The following is a 15,842-nucleotide window of genomic DNA, read 5'->3' on the forward strand; positions in this document are numbered from 1 at the left end:
GTCCCTCACCGCGCTCGAGGCAACGCTAAACGCATGAAGCCGCGCCGACACCGGGGTTGACGGTGTCGGCGCGGCCTGCAAGCGGGGCGATGCCCCGGAGGTCAGTCGTTCTTCGGGGTGAACGACAGCGACAGCGAGTTCATGCAGTAACGGTCGCCCGTGGGGGTGCCGAAACCGTCGGGGAACACGTGCCCCAGATGCGAGCCGCAGTTCGCGCAGCGCACCTCGGTGCGCACCATGCCGTGGCTGCGGTCCTCGATGAGCTCGACGGCCTCCGGGCGGACCGACTCGTAGAAGCTCGGCCAGCCGCAGTGCGAGTCGAACTTGGTGCCGCTCTGGAACAGCTCTGCGCCGCACGCGGCACAGGTGTACAGGCCGGCGCGGTCCTCATCGAGGAGTTCGCCCGTCCACGCGCGCTCCGTCCCGGCCTGCCGCAGGACGGCGTACTGCTCGGGCGTCAGCTCCTCCCGCCACTGCTCGTCGGTCTTCTCCACGCGATAGCTCATGTGTTCTTCCTTCCCTCGACATATTCAACCGGACGAACCGCCCCGATGTTCCGGGGTGTCGGCGGATCTCGGTCGTACCGTGGGGGAGTGCCCCTCTCCGATCGCGACCGCGCCGTCCTCGATTTCGAGGCGCGCTGGCACGGGCACTCCGGGGCGAAGGAGGAGGCGCTGCGCGCCGAGCTCTCGCTGACCCCTGCGCGCTACTACCAGCTGCTGGGGCGGATCCTCGAATCAGCGGATGCCGTCGCCTACGATCCGGTCCTCGTGCACCGTCTGCGGCGGCTGCAGACTGCGCAGGAGCGGGAGCGGCGCACCCGCTCCAGGGTGCTCCCGGCATCCGCCCGGTAGCATTCTCGGGTGCCGTCTCCGACCTCTCCGCCCGAGCCAGAGCAGCCCACCGCCGCGGACCCGTCCGAGACCGCGGCGCGCTCCGCAGTGAAGGATCGCTTCGACGACCTCCCGGCCCGTCCTGCTCGGATCGGGGCGCACCGCGCCGAGACGCCCCGGCTGCGCGTCGGCGTCATCGTGCTGTGGTCCGTCGTGGCCACCGTCGCCATCGTCGCGGCGGGGGTGCTCAGCACCCTGTTCGCAACCGGTCGACTGGACTTCAACGCCCGTTCGGCGCCCGGTTCGTCGTCGCAGGTGGTCGCACCGCAGGTGGACACGTCGTACGAGGTGCTCGTGCTGAACGCGACCCCCGACGCCGCGCTGGGTGACGCCGTCCGCCAGGACGTGATCGCCGCCGGGTGGGCGGAGGCGGACGTCCAGGAGAGCAACGCCAGCTCCGACGACTTCGCGACCACGACCGTCTATTACGGCACGACCGCCGACGAGGCTGCGGCCCGCGGTCTGGCCGACGCGATCGGCGGCGCCGAGGTCTCCCTCGACGACACCTATCAGGTCGTCGCGCCGCCCGAGACGGCGAGCGCCGGCGGTGACCCGCGATCCCAGCTCGTGGTGATCGTCGGGATCGATTTCGGCTCGGAGTGAGCCCGTCCGTGGCGGCTCGGCCGTCGCGTGTTTCGCCGCCGTAAACACTTGGGTTCGGAAGTGTCAACAAAGCCGGGAACCGCCGGATCCGGCAGGGGGCCGTGGCTAGCATTTCGAGTGTCCCACAGCTTCAGGAGATGCGCATGACCCAGGGAACCGTCAAGTGGTTCAACGCCGAGAAGGGCTTCGGCTTCATCACGCTCGGCGACGGACAGGATGTCTTCGTCCACTACTCGAACATCGAGATGTCGGGGTTCCGCGTGCTCGAAGAGGGTCAGGCCGTCGAGTTCACCGTCGGGACCGGGCAGAAGGGCCCGCAGGCCGAATCCGTCCGCGTCGTCGCCTGACGCCGGTCGGTCAGCCCGCGTAGCGGGCGAGGAACAGCCCGCTCAGCTCGGGCGGGTTGAGTTCCGCGGCGGAGCGGTTCTCGTTGGACTCGGACGCATCGCGGTCGGTGACCGACACGAAGAGGGTGACACCGTGCAGCGCGTCCGCGCGCTCCTCCCGGAGGGCTGCGAGCGCCGCGATGAGCACGTCGATGTGTTCCTCGAACCAGTCGTCCGCGTCGTCGTCGGGCATGGAGATGCTCGAGTGTGGTGAGGCAGAGTCCGGGGCTCATGCCGCCGTCGTCGGTCGTCAGAGCGACGACGTACAGGTGCTCGCCGTCGAGCGTGGCGACGGCGTCGCGCGGCTTGCACTCCCTAGGGTCGAGTGCCAGAATGATTTAGCACTCACTCATCCTGAGTGCCAGAACTATCCCGCTCCCAGTCCCTGGGGGCACGGTACTGAACCTCACGTCCGGGAGGGACGACACACTTATGGCAAAGATCATCGCTTTCGACGAGGAGGCCCGCCGCGGCCTCGAGCGCGGCCTCAACACCCTGGCCGACGCCGTCAAGGTGACCCTCGGCCCCCGTGGCCGCAACGTCGTGCTCGAGAAGAAGTGGGGCGCTCCCACGATCACGAACGACGGCGTGTCGATCGCCAAGGAGATCGAGCTCGACGACCCGTACGAGAAGATCGGCGCGGAGCTCGTCAAGGAGGTCGCGAAGAAGACCGACGACGTCGCCGGTGACGGGACGACGACCGCCACGGTCCTCGCTCAGGCGCTCGTGCGCGAGGGTCTGCGCAACGTCGCGGCCGGTGCCGACCCGATCTCCCTCAAGAAGGGCATCGAGAAGGCCGTCAAGGCTCTCTCCGACGAGCTGCTCGCCGGCGCCAAGGAGATCGAGACCAAGGACCAGATCGCGGCGACGGCATCCATCTCGGCTGCCGACCCCGAGATCGGCGAGCTCATCGCCGAGGCCATCGACAAGGTGGGCAAGGAGGGTGTCGTCACCGTCGAGGAGTCCAACACCTTCGGCACCGAGCTCGAGCTCACCGAGGGTATGCGCTTCGACAAGGGCTACATCAACCCCTACTTCGTCACCGACGCCGAGCGTCAGGAAGCGGTCTTCGAGGACCCCTACATCCTGATCGCGAACCAGAAGATCTCGAACATCAAGGACCTTCTGCCCGTCGTCGACAAGGTGATCCAGGACGGCAAGGAGCTCCTGATCATCGCCGAGGACGTCGAGGGTGAGGCTCTCGCCACCCTCGTGCTCAACAAGATCCGCGGCATCTTCAAGTCGGCTGCCGTCAAGGCCCCCGGCTTCGGCGACCGTCGCAAGGCTCAGCTGCAGGACATTGCGATCCTCACGGGTGGCCAGGTCATCACCGAGGAGGTCGGTCTCAAGCTCGAGAACGCCACCCTGGACCTGCTCGGCCGTGCGCGCAAGGTCATCATCACCAAGGACGAGACCACGATCGTCGAGGGTGCCGGTGACGCGTCGCAGATCGAGGGTCGCGTGACCCAGATCCGTCGCGAGATCGAGAACACCGACAGCGACTACGACCGCGAGAAGCTGCAGGAGCGCCTCGCCAAGCTCGCCGGCGGCGTCGCCGTCATCAAGGCGGGTGCGGCCACCGAGGTCGAGCTCAAGGAGCGCAAGCACCGCATCGAGGACGCCGTCCGCAACGCGAAGGCGGCCGTCGAGGAGGGCATCGTCCCCGGTGGTGGCGTCGCGCTGATCCAGGCCGGCGAGAAGGCGTTCGCGAGCCTCGAGCTCGAGGGCGACGAGGCGACCGGCGCGAACATCGTCAAGGTGGCCATCCAGGCTCCCCTGAAGCAGATCGCGCTGAACGCCGGTCTCGAGCCCGGTGTCGTGTCGAACAAGGTCGCCGAGCTCCCCGCGGGCCAGGGCCTCAACGCCGCCACGGGCGAGTACGTCGACATGTTCGCCGCGGGCATCATCGACCCGGCCAAGGTCACGCGCTCCGCGCTGCAGAACGCCGCGTCGATCGCAGGTCTGTTCCTGACCACGGAGGCCGTCGTCGCCGACAAGCCCGAGAAGGTCGCGGCGCCGGCAGGCGACCCGACCGGTGGCATGGACTTCTGATCCACCGCTGAACGGCTCACGAAGGGCCCCTCCTCCGGGAGGGGCCCTTCGTCGTCCGGCTACGGCCCAGGCTTCCGCAGAGTCTCATGCAGAAGTCAAGGGGGCATCCTTCTCGGTCGAAGCGGACGAGTCTGGGTCCAGGCGTCGAGCACGCAGCAGTGGTGGTCGTCATCGCGCAGCGTCGCACGGGCCGTCACGTCGATTCGAGGAGGTTCCCATGACAGACCACGATGACTCCGCCGCCCACGCCGACGACGCGCCCCCGCGGAACGGTTCGGACAGCGACGGGACCGAGAAGCCCGGAGGTCTCGGCAAGGACGGCACCATCCCCGCCGATCCGGACGGCGTCGCCGCCGGGCACAGCGACACCGCGTCCCACTTCAACGCGGAGGAAGACGAAGACGCGTCCTGACGGGCGGGAGACGTCTCGTCAGCACGAAGGGCCCCTCCTTCGGGAGGGGCCCTTCGTCGTCCGCCGACGGTCAGCGGAACATGCTGGCCGCGGCCATCTCGGTCTGCGCGTACTGCTGACCGACCGCGCCGAGCGCCGTGCTGATGTCGGCGAGCGCGGCATCCAGTTCGCGTTGCGCTGCGCGCCAGCGCTCGACGACGGACTGGAAGGCGACCGACGCGCTCCCTGTCCACGACCCCTGCAGCTGGGTCAGGTGCCCGAGCATCGCGGTGGTCTCGGACTGGACACGGTCGCCCGTCGCACGGATCGTGCTGGTGGCGGCGAGGACGGCGTCACTGTCGACGGTGAAGGTGGACATCGCGGTTCCTTTCGATCGGATGCCGCCACGCTAGGAGCCGGGCAGGAGCGATCCGCGAGCAGGCCGCGGCCCTGGGGACGCCGGCGGAAGGCGCGTGCCTGGGGAGGAGGCGTCAGGCATCCTCTCGCGGGGCGCGCGGCAGCGGCTGGGTTGCGAGATCGAGTGCGGCGCCGGCCGTCGCCCGGTCGACCGCGAGCGGCAGCCACACCGTGAACGTCGCGCCGCCGCCGGGGGTGTCGGTCACCTCGATCGTGCCCTGCAGGGTCGCCACGATCGACGCGACGATCGACAGTCCGAGCCCCGACCCGCCGGTCTCGCGGGTGCGCGAGGAGTCCGCGCGCCAGAAGCGCTGGAAGATCTTGGCGCGGATCTGCTCCGGGATGCCCTCACCGTGATCGGCGACCGCGATCCAGCCGCGCGCGGTCTCGAGGTCCGCGCCGACGGAGAGCTCGATCGGCGAGCCTTCGGGGGTGTAGCGGCGCGCGTTGCCGAGGAGGTTCGCCACGACCTGCCGGATGCGGTTCTCGTCGCCGAGCACGATCGGCGCCGGGGTGGCGGGGACGACGGGCACGACGATCGGCGAGGTCTCCAGTGCGGGGGGCGGGGTATCCGCTCGGCCCCGTCGGCGCAGCAGTCGTCCGGCGCCGGCGATCGGTCCGCCGCGGCGCTTGGGCGATGCCGGGTCGGGCTCGGTGAGCATGGCGAGGGGGATCGCCGAGCTCGGCGCCTGCCCGGTGAAGGTGACCTCGCGATCGGGCGCCGCCGCGCGGGCGTCGAGGGCGGCGTCGCGGGCGATGGGCCGGAGGTCGACCGGGACGACGGCGATGTCGCGCTGCTCGTCGAGGCGCGCGAGGGCGAGGAGGTCCTCGACGAGGGCCCCCATCCGGATCGCCTCCTTCTCGATGCGTTCCATGGCCTGCGCCGTCTGCTCCGGGTCCTGGATCGCCCCCATCCGGTAGAGCTCGGCGTACCCGCGGACGGTCACGAGCGGGGTCCGCAGTTCGTGGCTCGCATCGCCGATGAAGCGCCGCATCCGCTCGACCGTGGAGTCCCGCTCGCCGAGGGCCTCGTCGATGCGGTCGAGCATGACGTTGATCGCGGTCTTCAGGCGCCCGACCTCGGTGCCGGGAGCGATGTCGCTCATGCGCTGACTGAAGTCGCCCTTCGCGATCGTCATGGCGGTCGATTCGACCTGCCCGAGACCGCGGAACGCGAGGGTGACGAGACCGCGGGTGAGGACCGCGCTGCAGAGGATCGTGAAGAGGGCGAGCGCCGTGTAGATGCCGATGTAGTTGGCGACGGTGCGGTTGACGTCGTTCAGGGGCAGTGCCACCAGCTGCGTGTAGTAATCCCGGGAGCCGGGGATCGGCAGGGTGTCGACGCTGGCGCGGTAGCGGACGGTGCCGTCGGCCGAGGCGAGGTCGAAGGGCGCCGTCCCGTTGAGGACGGTCTGATCGAGGGAGAACGTCGAAGGGAACTCCGGCGGGGAGAGCGAGGAGTCACCGCCCGCGACGGCGAGGAGCCGCCCGTCGCCCTTGCCGCTGTAGACGGCGACGGAGAAGTCGGTCGGCGCCGCCGCGATCGGGGTGAAGGTCGCCTCGCCGTCGTCGAGGTCGACGTTCATGAGGTTGCTCGCGATGTCGGTCGTGACCGTCTGGGTGAGCGACTGGTCGACCGCGTTCAGCTGCGCGTTGCGCAGGAAGATCATCGTGCCGACGCCGGCGCCGATCATCCCGAAGGCGAGGACGCTGACGGTGACGCCGGTGACCTTCGCGCGCAGACTGAGGCCGCGCCACCACCGGGTGACGCGGTCCTGCTTCTCGGTCGGGCCCAGGGGGCGCCTCCGTTCAGGCGGTGCGGTCGGCCTTCAGCATGTATCCGAAACCGCGCTTGGTCTGGATGAGCGGCTCGGAGGAGTGCGGGTCGATCTTGCGGCGCAGGTAGGAGATGTAGCTCTCGACGATGCCGGCGTCGCCGTTGAAGTCGTACTCCCACACATGGTCGAGGATCTGCGCCTTGCTCAGCACCCGGTTCGGGTTGAGCATCAGGTAGCGCAGCAGCTTGAATTCGGTGGGGGACAGGTCGATCGAGACGTCGCCGACCTGGACGTCGTGCGTGTCCTGGTCCATCGTGATCTCGCCGGCCTTGATGATCGAGTCCTCGTCGGCCTGCATCGTGCGGCGCAGGATCGCCTGGATGCGGGCGACGATCTCGTCGAGGCTGAAGGGCTTGGTGACGTAGTCGTCGCCGCCGGAGTTGAGGCCCTCGATCTTGTCCTCGGTCGCATCCTTCGCGGTGAGGAAGAGGATGGGGGCGGTGTAGCCCGCGCCGCGGAGGCGCTTGGTGACGCTGAACCCGTTCATGTCGGGCAGCATGACGTCGAGGATGATGAGGTCGGGTTCTTCCTCGAGGACGGCCGAGATGGTCTGGGCGCCGTTCGCGACGGCGCGGACCTGGTATCCGGCGAACCGAAGACTCGTGACCAGCAGGTCCCGGATGTTCGGCTCGTCGTCGACGACGAGGATTCGCGCAGCGGTCATGAGCCCATACTGGCACCGGAATCCATCGGTTTGCTGGACATTCCGGCGTCGGGTCGCCTCAGGGTACGATCCCCGCCCGGCGTGGGACAGGATGGAACGGTGACTGTTTCGCAGCCCCGACCTCCCCAGCCCCTTCCCGCCGACGCGACCGGTTCCGGTCTCGCATTCCACCGGCTCGTCTTCGCGCGCCAGCGCCGCGGCTGGTGGGTGCCGCTCGTCACCGGCATCCTCGGTGTCGTCTTCTTCCTCGTCGGCTCGCTCCTGATCGGGCTGGTCTTCGGGATCCTCGTGTTCGCTGCGGACCCCGGCGCCGGGGCCGAGGTGATGCTGCGACGGCTCACGGTCATGGACGTCACCGATCCGGTGGGGCTCGCGGTCATCCTCCTCTCGCTCGCCATCCTCTGGCCGTCGTACCTTTTCGCCTCGTGGATCGTCGCGGGCAAGCGGATCGGCCACATCTCGTCGGTCGCGGGTCGACTGCGGTGGCGATGGATGCTGGTGTGCACCGGTGCCGCCGTCGTGGTCTACATCGTGGTGTCGGCGCTGACCTTCCTGATCCCCGTCGAGGAGGGCTCGAGCGGTGACCTGGTCGCGCCGCAGGACAACCCGTCGTTCGTCGCGTCGCTCCTGGTCGTGCTGCTGCTCGTCCCGTTCCAGGCGACCGCCGAGGAATACGTCTTCCGTGGCTACCTCATGCAGACGGTCGGGCGCTGGCTGCGGCATCCTGCCTGGGCGATTCTCCTGCCCGTGCCGCTGTTCGTCTTCGGGCACGTGTATGACGTGCTGGGGCAGACGAGCGTGGCCGCGTTCGCCGTCGCGGCGGGCTGGCTGACCTGGCGGACCGGGGGACTCGAGGCGGCCATCGCGCTGCACGTGATCAACAACATCGTCGCGTTCGGGTTCTCGGTCTTCGGCCTCAGCGACGCGAACGCGACCGACACGACCGTGCTCGGCCTGGTGTCGTCACTCGTGATGATCGGCATCTACGTCGGGGTCGTGGAGTGGCTGTGGCGCCGCGGCGACGGTCGTCGCACGCTGCGTCTGACACCCGCACCCGAGCCTGTCTACGCTCCGCCGGTCTACGGTCAGCCGATCTACGGACAGCAGCCTGTGTACGGCCAGCCGCCGATGTATGGGCAGCAGCCGGTGTACGGCCAGCCGCCGATGTACGGCCAGCCGCCTGTGTACGGGCAGCCGCCTGTGTACGGGCAGCCGCCGGTGTACGGGCAGCCGCCGGTGTACGGGCAGCCGCCGGTGTACGGGCAGCCTCCCGTGTACGGTCAGCCGCCTCTCGTCCCCGAGCCGCAGCCGACGCCGCCGGCCGAGCCGTACTCCGGGCCGCCGCTCGAGCCTCACCAGGCCCCGCGATGGGGCGAGTATGCGCCCGCCCCCGCCTCCGCGCCGAGCCCGGACCCGACGCCGACCGCCTCGGACCGGGGCTCGTCGTCGGACACCAGCGGCCCGTCGGGCGACGGCGGGGCATCCGGATCGTCCTCATCGTCGGACTGACGCCGAACCTCCGCGTCGCTCAGGCGGCGCGGAGGTCGTCGGCGTCGAGGATCGTGTAGCTGTAGCCCTGCTCGGCGAGGAACCGCTGGCGGTTCTGCGCGAAGTCCTGGTCGACGGTGTCGCGGGCGATGAGCGTGTAGAAGCTCGCCTTGTGCCCGTTCGACTTCGGACGCAGGAGGCGCCCGAGGCGCTGCGCCTCCTCCTGACGCGACCCGAACGAACCCGACACCTGGATCGCGACGGAGGCGTCCGGCAGGTCGATCGAGAAGTTCGCGACCTTCGAGACGACGAGCACCGGGATGCGGGCGTGCCGGAACGCGTCGAACAGCTCTTCGCGCTCGTCGACGGGCGTCGAGCCGGTGATCTTGGGTGCGCCGAGTTCCTCGGACAGCACGTCGATCTGGTCGAGGTACTGCCCGATGACGAGGATCTGCTCGCCCTGGTGCTTGGCGACGAGGTCGCGGACGACGTCGATCTTGGCGTGCGCGGTCGCCGCGAGGCGGTACCGCTCGTCGTCGGCGGAGGCCGCGTACTCGAGGCGATCGGATGCCGGCAGGTCGATGCGCACCTCGTAGCAGACCGCGGGCGAGATGAAGCCCTGCGCCTCGATCTCCTTCCACGGGGCGTCGAACCGCTTGGGCCCGATGAGGCTGAATACGTCGCCCTCGCGGCCGTCCTCGCGCACCAGTGTCGCGGTGAGGCCGAGTCGCCGCCGTGCCTGCAGGTCGGCGGTCAGCTTGAACACGGGGGCGGGCAGCAGGTGCACCTCGTCGTACACGATGAGACCCCAGTCGAGCGCGTCGAGGAGCGCGAGGTGGGCGTACTCGCCCTTCCGCTTCGCCGTCAGGATCTGGTACGTCGCGATCGTGACGGGCTTGACCTCCTTGGACTGGCCGGAGTACTCGCCGATCTCCTCGGGTGTGAGTGAGGTGCGCTTGAGCAGCTCGTCGCGCCACTGCCGGGCGCTGACGGTGTTCGTCACGAGGATGAGGGTCGTCGTCTTCGTGTCGGCCATCGCCGCGGCGCCGACGAGCGTCTTGCCCGCCCCGCAGGGGAGTACGACGACACCCGATCCGCCCTCGCTGAACATGTCGACGGCCTTGCGCTGGTACGGGCGCAGCGTCCAGCCGTCCTCGTGCAGCTCGATCTCGTGCGGGGTGCCGGGCGTGAACCCGGCGTGGTCCTCGGCCGGCCAGCCGATCTTCAGCAGCTCCTGCTTGATCTGGCCGCGCGCCCACGCGTCGATGACATAGGTGTCGGGCGTCGGGTGCGCGATGAGGAGCGGCTGGATGCGGCGGTTCCGCGCGATCTCGGCGAGCACGGCCTTGTCGGTCGAGCGCAGGATGAGGGTGCCCTCGTCGTCGCGCTCGATGATCAGGCGCCCGTAGCGGCCGACCGTCTCGCGGATGTCGATGGAGACCGACGGCGGCACGGGGAACTTCGCCCACCGCTCGAGGGTCGCCAGCATGTCCTCGGCGTCGTGGCCTGCGGCGCGGGCGTTCCACAGGCCCAGCCGCGTCACGCGGTAGGTGTGGATGTGCTCGGGGGCGCGTTCGAGCTCGGCGAAGATCGCGAGTTCGTGCCGCGCGTTCTCCGCGTCGGGATGCGCCACTTCGAGCAGCACGGTGCGGTCGCTCTGGACGATGAGGGGGCCGTCAGCCATAACGGACGAGTCTACCGGCCCTGCCGGTCGCCCCGGCCCGACCGGCCACGGTGCGGGACCGGTCAGGCCGGGCGCACGCTCACGATGCTCGACAGCGGGAGGGTGCGTTCGACGTCGGCGGCGCGGTCGCGGCCGCGCAGGCGTCCGCCGCCGAGACCCGCCGCCTCGAGCGTCACGTCGCGCGAGGAGCCGTCCGGCATGCGCACCGTGATCTCGATCGTCGCGCGGGTGCGGACGGCCTGGTCGAGCTCGCGTTCCAGCCAGGCGGCATCCGCGTCGTCCGACAGACTCGCCCGGAGCGTCTCGATGAGGGTGCGGTACCGCTCGGATGCCGGTGGTTCGGGTGCGGCGTCCTCGACCGCTTCGTGCCGGCCGAGCGCACGCGGGGCGCCGTCGGCATTCACGGCGAGCACGGGATAGCGGGCGTCCGCGAGCATCCAGTAGGTCGTCTCGGGGCTCGTGCGCGTGACGAGGTCGTCGCCATCGAGCACGAGTCCGAGCGGACGCAGCGCCTGGTCGACGCCTATCGCCTCCAGGAGGTCGGGATCGCCCGAGACCCGCGTGTACCCCTGCTGGTCCGGTCCGACGCGCAGCCGACCGTGACGCGCGGCGGCGCGCTCGATCTCGTAGGCCAGCGGCTGCGGCACGCCCGTGAGCGACAGGTCGGTGAGGAAGGCGGTGAGGGATGCCGCGGTCTCGCCGGCGGCGAAGGCGGCGCCGATCGTCTCGGCCGTGAACCGGTACGTCGCCGCCTGCGCACGCGATTCGCGCCGCGCCGTCGTCCGCAGGCGCTGGTCGAGTCGGGGCTCGAGCGGACCGGGGGCGATAGCCGTCAGGTCGTTCTGGAGGTAGACCTTGTCGACCTCGTGGGGGAGGAGGGAGCGCAGGGTGCCGGCGTCGGCATCCGCTCCGGCAGCGAGTCCCGCGGCCCAGGTGGGCGGCGTGCCGTCGGGGGCGGTCATGGCCCACTGCGTGAGCATGGCGGCGAGGTGGCCGACGCGATCGGGCCACGCCGGGTCGAACGGATGGGCACCGGGCCACTCGGCGGCGGGTCTCCATCCGCCGTCGGGCGTGCGGAGCGCGCGGGGGAGTCGGTCGCGCAGGCGGTGGGCGACGTCGAGCCAGCGCTCGAGCGTGCGCGTGCCGAGCCACCGCGTCCCCGCGTCGGAGACCGTCCAGGTCCGCTCCGCGCCCGACAGCAGTCCCGCGTGCGCGGCGATCGCGACGAGGGTGTCGGCATCCTCCGACGTGTGCGCGGCTCCGATTTCGACGAGGCGGCGCCGGTCGCCGGCGCTGAGCGCCCCCGAACCGATGCGTCCGAGCGGGCTGCGCGAGGCGGCGTGCAGGATGTCGGCGAGCGAGGCCACGGCGTCGAAGGCGCGCTCGGCACTCGCGGCATCCGATTCCGCTCCGCCGTCGAAGACCGTCGGCGCGGTGACGGGCGTCGCCGAGGCGAGCGCCGCTGCGACCGCCTCATAGGGGCGTCCGGCGTCGTCGACGAGCGCGCGGCCCACCAGGCCGTCCCGGACGGCGGGGGAGACGGCCACGCCGTTTCGCACGGCCGCGCGCACGGCGGCGGCGTCGACGTCGGAGACCTCCGCCAGTGCGCGGGTCAGCTGCGCGGGATCGAGCAGGGCGTCAGCGGCGTCGAAGAAGTCGGTCCAGGAGGTGCGGGGGGAGACGTGGCGGGCGTCGAAGAGGGCGGCGAGGGCGTCCGGATCGAGTGTCGCGAGGCGGGTCGCGAGAGCACGAGCGTCGGATGCGGTCACGTCAACGACCCTTGTTGGCCCGTCCCCGTCGCACGAAGGTCATGATCAGCAGGGTCAGCAGCAGCGCGAAGGCGATCGGCGGCGCGACGTAGACGATCAGCGTCACGACGGGCCAGAACCCGGTCGCGAAGTCGGCCTGCTCGAGGCCGCCCGGACCGGACGCGATGATGATCGAGAAGAAGCAGACGACCGAGAGCACCAGCAGCCCGAGGGACATGAACGCCAGGATGCGGTCGATGCGACGGACGGGAAGATCGCCGGCCGAGGGCGGAGTGCTCATCCGATCAGAGTAGCGGCTCGCCGGGGTGCCGTAGTCTGGTCGTGGGGCTGAGACGGTCCCACTTTTCCATGCCCGCACGCGGGCTCGAGCAGCGAGGTTTCGACACATGCCCACCGGCAAGGTCAGGTTCTACGACGAGGCGAAGGGATTCGGCTTCATCACCGACGACGACGGTCAGGACGTCTTCCTGCACGCGACGGCGCTCCCCGCCGGGACCACCACGATGAAGCCCGGCACGCGCCTGGAGTTCGGCGTCGCCGACGGCCGCCGCGGCCTGCAGGCGCTCGCGGTCCGTGTGCTCGACGCACCCGTCAGCCTCAGCAAGCGCAACCGTCCGAAGGCCGACGACATGGCCGTGATCGTCGAGGACCTTGTGAAGCTCCTGGACGGGATCGGCGGCGACCTGCGTCACGGCCGCTACCCGAGCACGTCGCACGGCAAGAAGGTCGCGGCGATCCTGCGCAAGGTTGCCGATGACCTCGATGCCTGAGCAGCCTTCAGAGGCGGAGCTGCCCGCGGAGGCCGAGCAGGCCGCCGAGGCCGAGCAGGCCGCCGAGGCCGAGCAGGCCGCCGAGGCGGAGCAGCCTGCCGAGGCGGAGCAGCCTGAAGCGGCGGAGCCTGCGGCGGTCGAAGAGCCGGAGTCCGCTCCGGACGAGCCGATCGTCGTCGACGAGCGGCTGTTTCACGCGCACGACCTCGCTCGCGCAGCGCTGCGCGAGGTGACTCCGGAGTCGACGATCGGCGAGGCCGCCGGCTACGTCGTCGAGGACGGCGGGGTCGTCTCGCTGCGGTTCGCCAATCGGATGGACGGCTATCCCGGGTGGTTCTGGACCGTCAGCGTGGCGGTCGTCGAGGGCGCCGAGCCGACCGTGCTCGAAGTCGAGTTGCTTCCCGGTGACGGCGCGCTGCTCGCTCCCGAGTGGCTGCCGTGGGCCGAGCGTCTGGCCGAGTACCAGGCGGCGCAGGCCGCGGCGGGTGAGGACGACGAGTCCGAGGACGACGAGGACGACAACGCCTCCGATGAGGACGAGGACGACGCGGAGGACGCCGACGACCTCGATGCGGCCGACTTCGACAGCGACGGGTCGCCGATCCTGCACGCCGGAGACGTCGACGGCGTCGACATCGACGAGCTCGACGACACCGAGCAGACGGCTGACGACGACGCTGAGCCGGATGACGAAGACGACGCTGAGTCGGACGACGACGACGAGGACGACGAGGACGAGGACGACGAGGACGACGAGTCGGGGGAGTCGCTGCGCGAGTACTGACGCGCGGCATCCACTGTCACACGACGGCGGCCCCGGGGAATCGCTCCTCGGGGCCGCCGTCGTACAGCCGGGTCAGTCGGCGAGGTGCTCGACCGTGTAGTCGATCGCCTGGATGAGCGTCCGCACATCGGACGGCTCGATCGAGACAAAGGTCGCGACGCGCAACTGGTTGCGGCCGAGCTTGCGGTACGGCTCGGTGTCGACGATGCCGTTGGCGCGCAGGCTCTTCGCGATCGCCGCGGCATCCACCGCCTCGTCGAAGTCGATCGTGACGACGACGGGGGAGCGGTCGGCGGGGTTCTGGACGAACGGGGTCGCGAACGAGGCGGCATCCGCCCACTCGTACAGCGCACCCGACGACTCCGCGGTGCGGGCGCCCGCCCACGCGAGACCGCCGTTCCCGTTGATCCACTGCAGCTGCGTGTCGAGCAGCTGCAGCGTCGCGATGGCGGGGGTGTTGAGCGTCTGCTGCAGGCGCGAGTTGTCGAGCGCGTTCTTGAGGCTCAGGAACTCCGGGATGTACCGACCGGATGCCGCGACCCGCTCGATCCGCTCGATGGCGGCAGGCGACACCGCGGCGTACCAGAGGCCGCCGTCGGAGCCGAGGTTCTTCTGCGGCGCGAAGTAGTAGACGTCGGTCTCGGTGACGTCGAAGTCGATGCCGCCGGCGGCGCTCGTCGCGTCGACGACCGTCAGGGCGCCGGCGTCGCCGTGCACGCGGGTGATCGCGGTCGCGACGCCGGTCGACGTCTCGTTGTGCGGCCAGGCGTAGACGTCGACACCCTCGGCCGCCTCCGGGGCGACGCTCGTGCCGGGCTCCGCCTTGCGGACGTCGGGGGCCTCGAGCCACGGGGCGGCCGCGGCCGCGGCGAACTTGCCGCCGAACTCGCCGAAGACGAGGTTCTGGGCGCGCTTCTCGATGAGGCCGAAGGCGGCGGCATCCCAGAACGCCGTCGAGCCGCCGTTGCCGAGGATGATCTCGTAGCCGTCGGGCAGGCGGAGGAGCTCGGCGAGACCGGAGCGCGTGCGACCGACGAGGTCCTTCACGGGGGCCTGGCGGTGCGACGTCCCGAACAGCGACGCTCCCTGCGTGACGAGCGCCTCGAGCTGCTCGGCACGGACCTTGGACGGGCCGCAGCCGAAGCGTCCGTCGACGGGCAGGAACTCGGGGGGCAGGGTCACAGTCGCCATGCCGAGAAGTCTAGGGCGAGAGCCCCCGGCGCCCCGGCCGCGTGACGCCCCGTGAGCGGATGCCGGATAGGCTGGGAACGCACTGTCTCCCGCGCGAAAAGGCCACTGATGACCGACCTCATCGACACCACCGAGATGTATCTGCGCACCATCCTCGAACTCGAGGAGGAGGGCATCACGCCGCTCCGCGCACGCATCTCGGAGCGCCTCGGGCACTCGGGTCCCACGGTGTCGCAGACGATCGGGCGCATGGAACGCGACGGTCTCGTCGTCGTGTCGGAGGATCGCAAGCTCGAGCTCACCGACCCGGGGCGTCAGAAGGCCGTCGACGTCATGCGCAAGCACCGCCTCGCCGAGCGGCTGCTCTCGGACGTCATCGGTCTCGACTGGGCCTACGTCCACGAAGAGGCGTGCCGCTGGGAGCACGTCATGAGCGAGCTCGTCGAGCGTCGCCTCATCGAGCTGCTCGATCACCCGACCGAGTCCCCGTACGGCAACCCGATCCCGGGACTCGACCAGCTGGGCGACGTCCCGGCGAACGCATTCGACAGCGGTGTCGTGGGTCTGGTCCGCCGACTGACGGATGCCGGTGGCCCGATCACCGGCAGCGTGCGGCGTTTGGCGGAGCCGATCCAGGTCGATCCCGAACTGCTCGCGCAGCTGCGTGACGCGGGTGTCGTCCCCGGACGCACGGGCACCTTCCGCTTCAACGAGGGGTACGTCCTCGTCGAGATGGACGGTGTCGACGAGGCCCTCGAGCTGCCCGTCGAGGTCGCCTCCCACATCTTCCTCGTGGACGTCCGCGAGATCTGAGCCGTCGTCACCGGCCCTCGGTTCGGGGGCGGGAGCGTGACATATTCGTTACCTTCGGGTAGCCTCGGAGAGTCCATCGGCGAGAAGCCCGCCACGGAC

Annotated in this window: 18 protein-coding genes; 9 read left to right on the forward strand and 9 right to left on the reverse strand. The window is 70.2% G+C overall.

Going from position 1 to position 15,842, the window contains the following annotated elements:
• Positions 1–101: 101 nt before the first annotated feature.
• Complete coding sequence (msrB, locus tag AB0P29_RS07525; RefSeq protein ID WP_064001523.1) at positions 102–506, reverse strand: peptide-methionine (R)-S-oxide reductase MsrB; 405 nt, start codon at positions 504–506, stop codon at positions 102–104.
• An 87-nt stretch (positions 507–593) separates the two neighbouring features.
• Between msrB and AB0P29_RS07530 the strand changes: the two genes are divergently transcribed.
• The 3 genes from AB0P29_RS07530 (at position 594) to AB0P29_RS07540 (ending at position 1,843) form a co-directional block, all read left to right on the forward strand.
• Positions 594–854: a DUF3263 domain-containing protein gene (locus tag AB0P29_RS07530; RefSeq protein ID WP_064001524.1), complete on the forward strand. Its 261-nt coding sequence runs from the start codon at positions 594–596 to the stop codon at positions 852–854.
• 9 nt (positions 855–863) lie between these two features.
• A complete protein-coding gene (locus AB0P29_RS07535; RefSeq protein WP_363379258.1) occupies positions 864–1,496 on the forward strand; it encodes a LytR C-terminal domain-containing protein in 633 nt (210 codons plus the stop codon).
• 143 nt (positions 1,497–1,639) lie between these two features.
• On the forward strand, positions 1,640–1,843 hold the full coding sequence (locus tag AB0P29_RS07540) for a cold-shock protein (RefSeq protein WP_064001526.1): 204 nt from the start codon (positions 1,640–1,642) through the stop codon (positions 1,841–1,843).
• Positions 1,844–1,853: 10 nt separating this feature from the next.
• Here the strand turns inward: AB0P29_RS07540 and AB0P29_RS07545 are convergent, their stop codons facing one another.
• Positions 1,854–2,075 (reverse strand): hypothetical protein, encoded by a 222-nt coding sequence (locus AB0P29_RS07545; RefSeq protein WP_363379259.1) that lies wholly within the window; start codon positions 2,073–2,075, stop codon positions 1,854–1,856.
• 239 nt (positions 2,076–2,314) lie between these two features.
• Between AB0P29_RS07545 and groL the strand changes: the two genes are divergently transcribed.
• Together groL and AB0P29_RS07555 are read left to right on the forward strand one after the other, a co-directional pair.
• Positions 2,315–3,934, forward strand: coding sequence for a chaperonin GroEL (groL, locus tag AB0P29_RS07550; RefSeq protein WP_253035786.1), 1,620 nt, complete (start codon positions 2,315–2,317; stop codon positions 3,932–3,934).
• A gap of 217 nt (positions 3,935–4,151) precedes the next feature.
• Positions 4,152–4,346, forward strand: a complete 195-nt coding sequence (locus AB0P29_RS07555) for a hypothetical protein (protein ID WP_064001529.1) — start codon at positions 4,152–4,154, stop codon at positions 4,344–4,346.
• A gap of 70 nt (positions 4,347–4,416) precedes the next feature.
• On the opposite strand, the gene AB0P29_RS07560 is transcribed toward AB0P29_RS07555, so the two are convergent.
• The 3 genes from AB0P29_RS07560 to AB0P29_RS07570 form a co-directional block, all read right to left on the reverse strand.
• Positions 4,417–4,704, reverse strand: a complete 288-nt coding sequence (locus AB0P29_RS07560) for a WXG100 family type VII secretion target (RefSeq protein WP_253035785.1) — start codon at positions 4,702–4,704, stop codon at positions 4,417–4,419.
• 112 nt (positions 4,705–4,816) lie between these two features.
• On the reverse strand, positions 4,817–6,436 hold the full coding sequence (locus tag AB0P29_RS07565; RefSeq protein ID WP_363379260.1) for a HAMP domain-containing sensor histidine kinase: 1,620 nt from the start codon (positions 6,434–6,436) through the stop codon (positions 4,817–4,819).
• 115 nt (positions 6,437–6,551) lie between these two features.
• Entirely contained in the window at positions 6,552–7,244 is a 693-nt protein-coding gene (locus AB0P29_RS07570; RefSeq protein ID WP_036311868.1) for a response regulator transcription factor, read from the reverse strand.
• A 99-nt stretch (positions 7,245–7,343) separates the two neighbouring features.
• Here AB0P29_RS07570 and AB0P29_RS07575 point away from each other — a divergent pair, with 99 nt between their 5' ends.
• Positions 7,344–8,753, forward strand: coding sequence for a CPBP family glutamic-type intramembrane protease (locus AB0P29_RS07575; protein ID WP_363379261.1), 1,410 nt, complete (start codon positions 7,344–7,346; stop codon positions 8,751–8,753).
• A gap of 19 nt (positions 8,754–8,772) precedes the next feature.
• Here the strand turns inward: AB0P29_RS07575 and AB0P29_RS07580 are convergent, their stop codons facing one another.
• From AB0P29_RS07580 to AB0P29_RS07590, 3 genes are all read right to left on the reverse strand, one after another.
• Positions 8,773–10,416, reverse strand: coding sequence for a DNA repair helicase XPB (locus AB0P29_RS07580; RefSeq protein WP_363379262.1), 1,644 nt, complete (start codon positions 10,414–10,416; stop codon positions 8,773–8,775).
• 62 nt (positions 10,417–10,478) lie between these two features.
• Positions 10,479–12,185, reverse strand: coding sequence for a helicase-associated domain-containing protein (locus AB0P29_RS07585; protein WP_363379263.1), 1,707 nt, complete (start codon positions 12,183–12,185; stop codon positions 10,479–10,481).
• A gap of 1 nt (position 12,186) precedes the next feature.
• Complete coding sequence (locus AB0P29_RS07590) at positions 12,187–12,465, reverse strand: multidrug ABC transporter ATPase (RefSeq protein WP_363379264.1); 279 nt, start codon at positions 12,463–12,465, stop codon at positions 12,187–12,189.
• Between the two features lie 106 nt (positions 12,466–12,571).
• Between AB0P29_RS07590 and AB0P29_RS07595 the strand changes: the two genes are divergently transcribed.
• The gene (locus tag AB0P29_RS07595; protein ID WP_064001536.1) at positions 12,572–12,955 is read left to right on the forward strand and encodes a cold shock domain-containing protein; all 384 of its coding nucleotides are present in this window, start codon (positions 12,572–12,574) and stop codon (positions 12,953–12,955) included.
• Positions 12,939–13,739: a DUF3027 domain-containing protein gene (locus AB0P29_RS07600; RefSeq protein WP_363379265.1), complete on the forward strand. Its 801-nt coding sequence runs from the start codon at positions 12,939–12,941 to the stop codon at positions 13,737–13,739. Before AB0P29_RS07595 ends, AB0P29_RS07600 begins: the two co-directional genes overlap by 17 nt.
• A gap of 72 nt (positions 13,740–13,811) precedes the next feature.
• Here AB0P29_RS07600 and serC read toward each other — a convergent pair whose 3' ends face one another.
• Entirely contained in the window at positions 13,812–14,930 is a 1,119-nt protein-coding gene (serC, locus tag AB0P29_RS07605; protein ID WP_363379266.1) for a phosphoserine transaminase, read from the reverse strand.
• 108 nt (positions 14,931–15,038) lie between these two features.
• On the opposite strand from serC, the gene AB0P29_RS07610 reads away from it, so the two are divergent.
• Complete coding sequence (locus AB0P29_RS07610) at positions 15,039–15,743, forward strand: metal-dependent transcriptional regulator (protein ID WP_311284185.1); 705 nt, start codon at positions 15,039–15,041, stop codon at positions 15,741–15,743.
• The last annotated feature ends 99 nt before the right edge of the window (positions 15,744–15,842 follow it).

Origin of the sequence: Microbacterium sp. NPDC080220 (assembly GCF_040686395.1) — a bacterium.
GTDB classification, from domain to species: Bacteria; Actinomycetota; Actinomycetes; order Actinomycetales; family Microbacteriaceae; genus Microbacterium; species Microbacterium gawkjiense.

What these genes read in the sequence shown, in the direction of transcription:
- AB0P29_RS07560 (WP_253035785.1), bottom strand. Translation starts at nt 4,704, where the DNA reads ATGTCCACCTTCACCGTCGACAGTGACGCCGTCCTCGCCGCCACCAGC.
- groL (WP_253035786.1), top strand. Translation starts at nt 2,315, where the DNA reads ATGGCAAAGATCATCGCTTTCGACGAGGAGGCCCGCCGCGGCCTCGAG.
- AB0P29_RS07540 (WP_064001526.1), top strand. Translation starts at nt 1,640, where the DNA reads ATGACCCAGGGAACCGTCAAGTGGTTCAACGCCGAGAAGGGCTTCGGC.
- msrB (WP_064001523.1), bottom strand. Translation starts at nt 506, where the DNA reads ATGAGCTATCGCGTGGAGAAGACCGACGAGCAGTGGCGGGAGGAGCTG.
- AB0P29_RS07545 (WP_363379259.1), bottom strand. Translation starts at nt 2,075, where the DNA reads ATGCCCGACGACGACGCGGACGACTGGTTCGAGGAACACATCGACGTG.
- AB0P29_RS07610 (WP_311284185.1), top strand. Translation starts at nt 15,039, where the DNA reads ATGACCGACCTCATCGACACCACCGAGATGTATCTGCGCACCATCCTC.
- AB0P29_RS07595 (WP_064001536.1), top strand. Translation starts at nt 12,572, where the DNA reads ATGCCCACCGGCAAGGTCAGGTTCTACGACGAGGCGAAGGGATTCGGC.
- serC (WP_363379266.1), bottom strand. Translation starts at nt 14,930, where the DNA reads ATGGCGACTGTGACCCTGCCCCCCGAGTTCCTGCCCGTCGACGGACGC.
- AB0P29_RS07565 (WP_363379260.1), bottom strand. Translation starts at nt 6,436, where the DNA reads ATGATCGGCGCCGGCGTCGGCACGATGATCTTCCTGCGCAACGCGCAG.
- AB0P29_RS07590 (WP_363379264.1), bottom strand. Translation starts at nt 12,465, where the DNA reads ATGAGCACTCCGCCCTCGGCCGGCGATCTTCCCGTCCGTCGCATCGAC.
- AB0P29_RS07570 (WP_036311868.1), bottom strand. Translation starts at nt 7,244, where the DNA reads ATGACCGCTGCGCGAATCCTCGTCGTCGACGACGAGCCGAACATCCGG.
- AB0P29_RS07555 (WP_064001529.1), top strand. Translation starts at nt 4,152, where the DNA reads ATGACAGACCACGATGACTCCGCCGCCCACGCCGACGACGCGCCCCCG.
- AB0P29_RS07600 (WP_363379265.1), top strand. Translation starts at nt 12,939, where the DNA reads ATGACCTCGATGCCTGAGCAGCCTTCAGAGGCGGAGCTGCCCGCGGAG.
- AB0P29_RS07580 (WP_363379262.1), bottom strand. Translation starts at nt 10,416, where the DNA reads ATGGCTGACGGCCCCCTCATCGTCCAGAGCGACCGCACCGTGCTGCTC.